The sequence below is a fragment of the Streptomyces sp. NPDC054956 genome, from assembly GCF_053609185.1.
On sequence record NZ_JBSGXB010000316.1, the window covers coordinates 1 to 8,547 of the forward strand.

The following is an 8,547-nucleotide window of genomic DNA, read 5'->3' on the forward strand; positions in this document are numbered from 1 at the left end:
CGATGAACAGTTTCCCGGGGTTCGCCAGGGGCTGGTCGCCGAGCACGCGCTTGGTCATGACTGTGGCTGCCTTCCGGTGTCGGGTGCGAGGGGGCGCTGCGGCTAGCCCCGCGCGAGCTGAGTCAAGAACGTCTCCGCGAGGGCCTTGGAGGAGTACGGGTTCTGGCCGGTGGTGAGCCGGCGGTCCACGACCACGTGCGAGTCCCAGATGGCTTCGGCCTTCTCGTAGCGTGCGCCGAGCCGGGTGAGTTCGGCCTCCAGGATCAGCGGCAGGCGGCCGGCCATGTTGGTGACGAGCTCCTCGCTGTGCGAGAAGGCGGTCATCCGGTAGCCCTCGAACGGCCAGCGGCCTTCGCCGTCGCGCAGGGCGAGCAGGGCGGTGTGGCCGTGGCAGACGGTCGCGAGGGGCTTGTCCTGGGCGATGGCCCAGCGCAGGATCTGCGCGAGCTCGTCGGACTTGGGCAGGTCGCCGATGGCGCCGTGGCCGCCACTGATGTAGATCCCGTCGTAGTCGGCGACGTCCTTCTCGCCCAGGGTCTCCAGGGCGATCGGCTCTCTGAGCTGATCGCTCTCGCCGATGACGCGGACGTACTCGGCGGCGTTGGCCGCGTCCTCGTCCGCCGAGCCCTGGGGGCGGACCCACTGGAGGAACTGGGGGTCGACGCTCGTCTGGTCGACCGTGGGGGCGCGGCCCCCGATCGTCGCCACGTCCACGGTGTGGCCGGCGGCCTTGAAGAGCGTATAAGGGACGACGAATTCCTCGGCCCAGAAACCCGAGGGATGTTGTTCCCCGTCCAACAGATGAAGCGTGGCCTTGGCCGTCATGACGACGAGAATCTTCATGACTCTTCTCCTTGTTTCTGGATGCGCCGGATTCGCTGACGATTCAACACGCAGCCCGCCAGGGGCGTAAGGGGGTGACGTCAGGCCCGCGATACTTCGTCACGTGCGTCCAACGCCGAGATGATGATGCGGAATTCATCGACCAGGGGGTGGTCGGGATGGGCTTCTGCGAATATGCGTTCTCCGTAGAGCGCCGCCATTTCCGACACGTACGGAAGGATTCCGGCCAGCGGGGTGCGGTAGACCTCCTCGGCCCGCCGCCGGGCGGCCTCCCGGTCCACGCCCTCGGGGGCCATGCTCATCACCAGGGTCCTGCGGCAGGCGAGCCGGCCGGTCAGGGCGATGGTCTCGGCGGCGCCGAGGAGGTCGATCCGGTCGGCCCGGGCCATGATCAGGAGTACGTCGGCGCTCGCCATGGCGGTGACCGACTCGTTGTTGAGTCCGGCGTGGGTGTCGAGGAGCAGGACGTCGAGCGAGTGGTGCCCCGAGAGCCGGTCGAAGCCCTCGGGCAGCAGCCCGACGTCGTAGCCCGTGGTCATGAGCTCGCGCAGGGCCGCCGTCCCGGTCCGGGCCGGCACCACGTACAGCCCGGGCACGACCTCCTGTGCGGCGGCCTCGATCTCGCACCGCCCGAGCAGGTAGTCGGCCAGCGAGGGGCCGGGGCGCAGCCTGAAGAGCAGGTCCAGGGTGGGCGACTGGATGTCCGTGTCGATCACCCCCACCCGGCGTCCCCCGGCGGCGATGAGCAGGGCCAGGTTCGCCAGCACCGAGGACTTTCCGGTCCCGCCGCGGTACGAGTGCACCACGATGGTCCGGGTCATCAGGCCACGACCTTGTGGTGGGTGCCGTCCGCGTGCGGCCCCCGCGCCGCGCGTGGCCGGTGCAGGGCCAACATGGTGACGTCGTCGTGCTGTTCGGCTGTTCCGGTGTGTTCGCGTACGGCCGTGTCCATCCGGTCGACCACCTCCCTGCCGCTGACCGGGGGGCCGGAGAGCAGCTGCAGCATCCGCTCGTCTCCGAGGAAGGTTCCGCCGGGACAGCGGGCCTCGGGCACTCCGTCCGTGAACACGAAGAGGGTGTCCCCCGGGTTCAACTGGGCGTAGCCGAGCGTGTACACACAGTCCGGCAGCACCCCGACGGCGGGGCCGGTGACCTCCAGGGCGAGCGGTTCTCCGCCGTCGGCGGCCAGCAGCAGCGGCGGGTTGTGGCCGCCGTTGATGTAGACCAGGGATCCGGTGAGCGGGTCGAGCACCCCGAAGAAGAGGGTGGCGAAGTAGCCCTGCCGCAGGTGGTTGCGGGTCAGGTAGCCGTTGGTGGCGGTGACCGCGTTGAGCAGCGGGGTGGCCCCGACGACCGGGATGCGCCGGCTGTTGCCGGTGCGGCCGGCGGCCACCAGGTGCTGGAGGCCGCTGTTCTCGGCGGTGTGCCGCAGCAGGGAGCGGATGAGAGCCATGAAGAGCGCGGCGCCGACCCCCTTGTCGCAGACGTCGGCGACGACGAAGGCGAGGCGGCGGCCGCGGGAGAGCTCGAAGACGTCGTAGAAGTCCCCGGCGACCTGCCGGGCGGGCCGGAAGCGCACGTCGATCTCCCAGCCCTCGGGGACCGGCAGGGACTCCGGCAGGAAGCCGGCCTGGATCTCCCGGCCGATCTCCAGTTCCTTCTCGTAGCCCATGAGTTCGGCGCGGGCGTCGGCTTCGCGCAGGGTGCGGCCGAGTCCGGCGCGCTCCGAGCAGCTGTGCAGCCGGGCCCCGACGAGGGCGGGCAGGAAGGGCGGCAGGAGGTATTCGTGGCCGAGCCGGACGTGTCCCTCCAGGGCGGCGAACTCCGTCACGGTCCAGACGACCGCGATGGGGGCCCCGCCCCAGCGGCGCAGCCGGTGCACGGCCGCCCGTACAGACTCCCCGTCGGCCTCGGCCGGGGCGAGCAGCACGTCCGCGTCGGGAAGTTCCCGCATCGGGCCGGCCAGCAGGTCGGCGAGGGTGCGGGGGAAGAGCGCCGCGCCCATCTCTCCCAGCGCTTCGAGCAGTTCCACGGGCGGTGGCGGGTATTGGTCGAGGATGATCACGGTCGTGGAGGGCATGGGTCCGTCCCCTCAGCCATCACGGTCAGCGTGCTGATGTTGCGGCCGTCCCTGCGTACGTAGCCGAACTCGTCCACGCTGGTCAGTGCCAGGTGAATGCCGAGACCGCCGATCCGGCGGCGCTCGGGGGCGCTCTCCCGGTCGGGCGGCAGCCGCCCCCCGACGGGGTCGAAGGCCGGCGCCCGGTCCTCTATGGAGATCTGCACCCGGCCCGGCCCGAAGCGGCCGCGGACGGTGATCCGTCCGTCGCCGCCCCGGTACCCGTGCATCACGACGTTCGTGGCCAGCTCGTCCACGGCCAGCCTGATCCGGTAGGCGGAGCCCTTGTCCAGGCCCGCCCCCCGGGCCAGCCGCAGGACGAGCGCGGCGATGTCGCCCAGTGCCCCCAGGGTGGCGGGCACCTCCAGCTCCGCGGACGCCACCGCCGTCTCGACCACGTCATCCATCGGAATCGGCCGCCCCGGACTCAGTCGTCGGACAGTACGATGCTGCGGTCCAGCCCGGCCGTCCGGATGGTCCGGGAGACGGGCTCGATGGCGCCGACCACCTTGATGGTGACGTGGTCCGCCACCTTCTGCTGGGCGAAGACCAGGGAGCGCAGTCCGGCACTGGCCATGTAGCCGACGCCGGCCATCCTGATCTCGACGGTGCTGGTGCCGTGCCCGGCGGCCTTCTCGATGGTCCGGTGGAAGTCCGGCGCGGTCTTGGCGTCGAGTTCGCCCTCCAGCTCGATCACGGTGGTGTCGCCCTCGATGCTCAGGGACACGGAAAGCGGCATGTCAGGTCTCCTTCGGACGTACGGGTTCGCGTGGGCTGGCCGGAGCTCGCTCTAGAGCTCCGCGTCGGGCGTGCGGCCGACCAGGATCACGACCGAGCGCGGACCGATGAGGTACTTGCCGGCGTTCTCCAGTTCGAGTTCGGCGCCGGGGGTGCGGATGTCGTACGGGGCCTCGGCCCCGGTGTCCGCGAAGAGGTGCCAGCTGCGGCCGCCCGGGAGGGCGGGCAGTTCCAGGTCGTGCGCTTCCCAGTGGGAGTTCATGGCCACGTACACCACGTCGTCGTCGCCGGTGCCGCAGCGGGCCACCGCCAGCAGGCGGCTGTCCGCCGACCAGTCGGGCTGCCAGGCCCGCTCACCGTGCCAGCTGATGTCGGGCAGCCCGAGGCTGTCCCTGAGCTGTCCGGTGGGGTGGGCGGTGGAGCGCAGCTCCCGGTGGCGCCCCCGGAAGGCGATCATCTCCCGGGTGAACCGGAGCAGTTCGGAGTTCTCGTCGACCTGGTCCCAGTCGAACCAGGACAGTTCGTTGTCCTGGCAGTAGGTGTTGTTGTTGCCCTGCTGGGTGCGCGCCACCTCGTCGCCCGACAGCAGCATCGGAATGCCCTGACTGGTGAAGAGGATGGCCAGGGCGTTCTTCATCTGGCGCAGCCGCAGCGCGTTGACCTCGGGATCGTCGGTCGGCCCCTCGACGCCGCAGTTCCAGCTGGCGTTGTCGTTGCCGCCGTCGTTGTTGCCCTCGCCGTTGGCCTCGTTGTGCTTGTCGTTGTAGGAGACAAGGTCGGCCAGGCTGAAACCGTCGTGCGCGGTCAGGAAGTTGACCGAGGCCGAGGTCCCGCGGCTGGAGTAGAGGTCCGGCGAGCCGGCGATGCGGGTGGCGAGTTCCCCGGTGATCCCGGGGTCGCCCTTGAGGAAGCTGCGTACGGTGTCGCGGTACTTCCCGTTCCACTCCGCCCAGCGGCCGTACGCCGGGAAGTTGCCGACCTCGTAGAGGCCGCCGGCGTCCCAGGCCTCGGCGATGAGCTTGGTGTGCCGCAGGACGGGGTCGTAGGCGAGCAGTTCCAGCAGCGGCGGGTTGGGCAGCGGGGTGCCGTCCGGGGAGCGGCCGAGGATGGCCGCGAGGTCGAAGCGGAACCCGTCGATGTGGTAGTCGGCGACCCAGTGGCGCAGGCAGTCGAGCACGTAGTTGCGCACCACGGGGTGGTTGCAGTTGACGGTGTTGCCGGTGCCGCTGAAGTTGAAGTAGTACCCCTCGGGCGTGAGCATGTAGTACGTGGCGTTGTCGAGCCCCTTGAAGGAGATCGTGGGGCCCTGCTCGTTGCCCTCGGCGGTGTGGTTGAAGACGACGTCGAGGATGACCTCGATGCCGGCCGCGTGCAGGTCCTTGATCAGGGTGCGGAACTCGTCGCCCTGCATCCCGTAGCGTCCGGTGGCCGCGTACCCGGCCTTGGGCGCGAAGAACGAGACGGTGTTGTAGCCCCAGTAGTCGAAGAGCTTCTCGCCGGTCTCCGGGTTGGAGCGCGGGTTGTCGCTCTCGTCGAACTCGAACACCGGCAGCAGCTCTATGCAGTTGATCCCGAGTTCCTTCAGGTACGGGATCTTCTCGCGCAGCCCCGCGAAGGTGCCGGGGGCGGTGACGCGCGAGGAGGGGTGCCGGGTGAAGCCGCGCACGTGGGTCTCGTAGACGACGAGGTCCTCCGCGGGGATGCCGAGCGGGGTGTCGTCGCCCCAGTCGAAGTCCTGGAGGCAGACCCGGGAGCGGTACTGGTAGCCGCGGTTGCGGTCCGGTTCCACGCCCCACACGTCCCGGCCGGCGATCAGCCGGGCGTACGGGTCGGAGAGCACCTGGCGGGCGTCGAAGCGGTGCCCGGTGACCGGGTCGTAGGGGCCGTCGGCCCGGTACCCGTACTCGATGTTCTCGTGGTCGAGGCCGAAGACCGTCATGGCGAAGACGCTGCCGGTGCGGAACTCCTGGGGGAACTCCAGCTCGGCCATGGGTTCGGGCTCGCCGCGCTTGTAGATGACCAGGGTCATGGAGGTGGCCTGGTCGGAGAAGACCGAGAAGCTGACCCCGCCGGGGACCACGTTGGCCCCGAAGGGGAACGGCTTGCCGGCCCGGACGCGGTACCCGCCCACCTCGTGGGTCGGGTACGCGTCGACGCGCAGCACCTGTTCGGACGCCGGCTCGCTCATCGCGCGGCCCGCGCCTTGACGGTGGCGGCCTTGGCGGCGGCCGCCTCGGCCTCGCCCGTGGAGAAGAAGTCGAGGAAGCCGGTGGCCGACATGACGAACCGGACTTCCTCGCTCACCCCGTAGAGGGTGACGGCGACCCCGGCGTGCTGGGCCTCGCGGTAGACGACGAGCAGGGTGCGCAGCCCGGCGCTGGAGACGTAGGTGACGGCCGTCAGATCGATGCGCAGCGGCTTGCCCTCGCGGACCAGCGGCAGCAGCGTCTGCAGCAGCGATCCGGAGGTCTCGCTGTTGATCTCGCCGGTGGCGACGAGCACGGTGCCCGTCTTGTTGCGTCGTTCCTTCACGTTCAGGGTCATTGCTTTCCCCTCTGGATGGGGCGCCCCCGTTGAGCGCTATTGGGCGGTCGGCCGCAGCCGGACCTTGACCTTGACCCGGCCCTGGACGTCGGGCAGCCGGACGGTGAGGCCGTCGGCGTCGAAGTCCGTGTACGGCTTCTCGTCGATGTCGACCGACGCGATCCGCACCGAGCCGGCGGGGAGCAGGTCGGGCGAGACGCGCAGGACGCGGTCGGGCAGGCCGCTCGGCTCGGGCTTGAAGTGGAAGTCCATCTCCCGGCCGTTGACGAGCAGGTTGTTGTAGACCGCGGAGAGGTAGCAGAGCTCCGCGGAGTGGTACATGGACATCGAGTGGCTGCCCTTGAGCCGCTCGGTGCCGAGCAGGTACGGGGTACCGCTGGCGAGCACGTTGAAGTAGACGGCTCCCTCGTCGTGGTCGAGGAAGAAGGTGTTGTAGAAGGCCTGCGCCTGCCGCGCCTCGCGCAGGAACTCCTCGCCGCCGACGGTGCCGTTCAGGATGAGGTAGGCGAGGATCGCCTGCTCCTGCTGCCACCAGGCCTTGCGGTCGTGCCAGGCGAAACGATACGTCTCCTGGTCGCCCTCCTTCACCCGCTCCACCACGTCGTACCAGCCGCCGCGCTGCACGTCGCTGCCGACGGCCGGCATGATCTCGCCGATCCTGCGGGCGAGCTCCTCGTAGGCCGGCTTGGCCTTCAGCGAGTTCATCCGCATCAGGTTCCAGGCGATCTTGAGGTTGTGGCCGACGACCGCGCGGTTCTGCTGCCAGCTGTGCGCCTTGTCGTGGGACCAGTCGCGGAAGAAGCGCTCCTGGACGAAGGGGCTGTGCTCGTAGTCCGGGAACTTCTCCGCGATCGTGTCGAAGGTGTACTCGAGGAAGTCGGCGTACTTCTGGTCGCCGGTCGCCAGGTACAGGTTGATCAGGTACGCGGGCGCGTGGTCGCCGACCGAGTTCCAGTTCTTGCGCTCCGCGTTCTCCCCGAGGGACTCGTGGTCGGCGCTGAAGAGGATCGGGTCGATGTGCGAGAAGTACCCGCCCTGCTCCGGGTCCTTGAAGAACTTGTCGAAGAGCCGGATGGTGGCGTCGGCATCGCTCTTGATCCGGACGTCACCGGTGACCCGGTAGGTCTGGATCGGGCCGGCCAGCGCGTAGATCTGCTCGTACATCGGGATCGCGTCGTAGTCGTCGGAGAACTCCGAGGTGAACAGCTTCCGTTCGCTGTCCCCGTCGACGCTGATGCCGTGGTACCAGAAGACCACGTCCTCCTCGCTGTCCACGACGCGCATGTGCTTGCGCAGGTACTCGGTGCCGCGCTCGGCGACCTCCAGGTACTCGTCCTTGCCGGTCAGCAGGTAGGCCGAGGCCATGCCGTAGACCAGCCGGGAGATCGTGTCGGTCTCCTGGACGTGGCTGGCGGTCTTGTCCCCGCCGAGCCGGATCTCGGTGCGGTACTCGGTGAAGTCCACGGGCCCGTCGCCGAACTGCGCCCGCTTGTAGAAGTCGGCCAGCGATTCGATCTGCTTGACCCACCAGCCGGTCTCCTCGAAGCGGTAGTCCTCGGCCCCGCGGCCCAGGAACACCAGGCGCTTGGCCTCGAAGCGGCCGCCGTGCTCGGGGTAGTGCACCCCGTAGACGTAGAGGAACCGGCCCGGGGAGAGCATCTCGTCGATGTGCCCGGAGGCGTCGATGTAGGGCTCGTCCAGGTTGCGGACCAGTTCGGCGCTGGGGCCCCCGGCCAGGGAGACGTCGAACGCGCGGCCGTCCGCGGTCTTCAGGCGCAGGACGCGCGACCCGGAGTCGAAGCGGGTGACGTAGCCGGCGATCGTGTCGGAGAAGGAGAAGCTCACGGCATCCGCCATGTCATACACCGTCCTTGTCGTGGGAGCTGTCGTCCTCGAACCCCTGGCTGACCTCGACGATCACCCCGTCGGGATCGCGGACCCACACGGTCCGCCACCCGCAGATGAAATCGTCGAAGTCCAGTGGCCCCAGGGTCACTTCGGCCGCGTCTCCCAGCTGTGCCAGGAACGCGTCCACGCTGTCGGTCTGGAAGGCCAGGTGGCGCATCCGCCCCGGGGCCTGCGGCCCGTCCTCGTGCGCCGGGCGGGCCGGGCCGGTGCCGGCCGCGAAGAGCTCCAGGTACACGTCGCCCTGGCGCAGGAAGATGATCCGGGACTCCCCCAGGTCGACCACCCGGGCCCTGGAGAAGCCGAAGTACCGGGTGTAGAACTCCTCGGTGGTCTTCTGGTCGGCGCAGTTCAGGCCCACGTGCGACCACACCATCGGGCCCGGCATCAGCCGGCGC

The 8,547-nt window shown here is 69.5% G+C and carries 9 protein-coding genes; all 9 read right to left on the reverse strand.

Going from position 1 to position 8,547, the window contains the following annotated elements:
* Positions 1–102: 102 nt before the first annotated feature.
* Positions 103–843: a type 1 glutamine amidotransferase domain-containing protein gene (locus ACWGDE_RS32500; RefSeq protein WP_453392631.1), complete on the reverse strand. Its 741-nt coding sequence runs from the start codon at positions 841–843 to the stop codon at positions 103–105.
* Between the two features lie 80 nt (positions 844–923).
* Positions 924–1,664, reverse strand: coding sequence for an AAA family ATPase (locus ACWGDE_RS32505; protein ID WP_453392632.1), 741 nt, complete (start codon positions 1,662–1,664; stop codon positions 924–926).
* Positions 1,664–2,923 carry a PP2C family protein-serine/threonine phosphatase gene (locus ACWGDE_RS32510; protein ID WP_453392633.1) on the reverse strand — a complete coding sequence of 420 codons (1,260 nt, stop codon included), beginning with the start codon at positions 2,921–2,923 and terminating at the stop codon, positions 1,664–1,666. Before ACWGDE_RS32510 ends, ACWGDE_RS32505 begins: the two co-directional genes overlap by 1 nt.
* Positions 2,905–3,369 carry an ATP-binding protein gene (locus tag ACWGDE_RS32515; protein WP_453392634.1) on the reverse strand — a complete coding sequence of 155 codons (465 nt, stop codon included), beginning with the start codon at positions 3,367–3,369 and terminating at the stop codon, positions 2,905–2,907. Before ACWGDE_RS32515 ends, ACWGDE_RS32510 begins: the two co-directional genes overlap by 19 nt.
* 20 nt (positions 3,370–3,389) lie before the next feature.
* The gene (locus ACWGDE_RS32520) at positions 3,390–3,701 is read right to left on the reverse strand and encodes an STAS domain-containing protein (RefSeq protein ID WP_453392635.1); all 312 of its coding nucleotides are present in this window, start codon (positions 3,699–3,701) and stop codon (positions 3,390–3,392) included.
* 51 nt (positions 3,702–3,752) lie between these two features.
* The gene (gene glgX / locus ACWGDE_RS32525; RefSeq protein WP_453392636.1) at positions 3,753–5,888 is read right to left on the reverse strand and encodes a glycogen debranching protein GlgX; all 2,136 of its coding nucleotides are present in this window, start codon (positions 5,886–5,888) and stop codon (positions 3,753–3,755) included.
* Positions 5,885–6,244, reverse strand: coding sequence for an STAS domain-containing protein (locus tag ACWGDE_RS32530; protein ID WP_453392637.1), 360 nt, complete (start codon positions 6,242–6,244; stop codon positions 5,885–5,887). The genes glgX and ACWGDE_RS32530 overlap by 4 nt, the downstream gene beginning before the upstream one ends.
* Positions 6,245–6,280: 36 nt before the next feature.
* Positions 6,281–8,101, reverse strand: a complete 1,821-nt coding sequence (locus tag ACWGDE_RS32535) for an AGE family epimerase/isomerase (protein WP_453392638.1) — start codon at positions 8,099–8,101, stop codon at positions 6,281–6,283.
* A gap of 1 nt (position 8,102) precedes the next feature.
* Positions 8,103–8,537: a VOC family protein gene (locus ACWGDE_RS32540; protein ID WP_453392639.1), complete on the reverse strand. Its 435-nt coding sequence runs from the start codon at positions 8,535–8,537 to the stop codon at positions 8,103–8,105.
* Between the last annotated feature and the right edge of the window lie 10 nt (positions 8,538–8,547).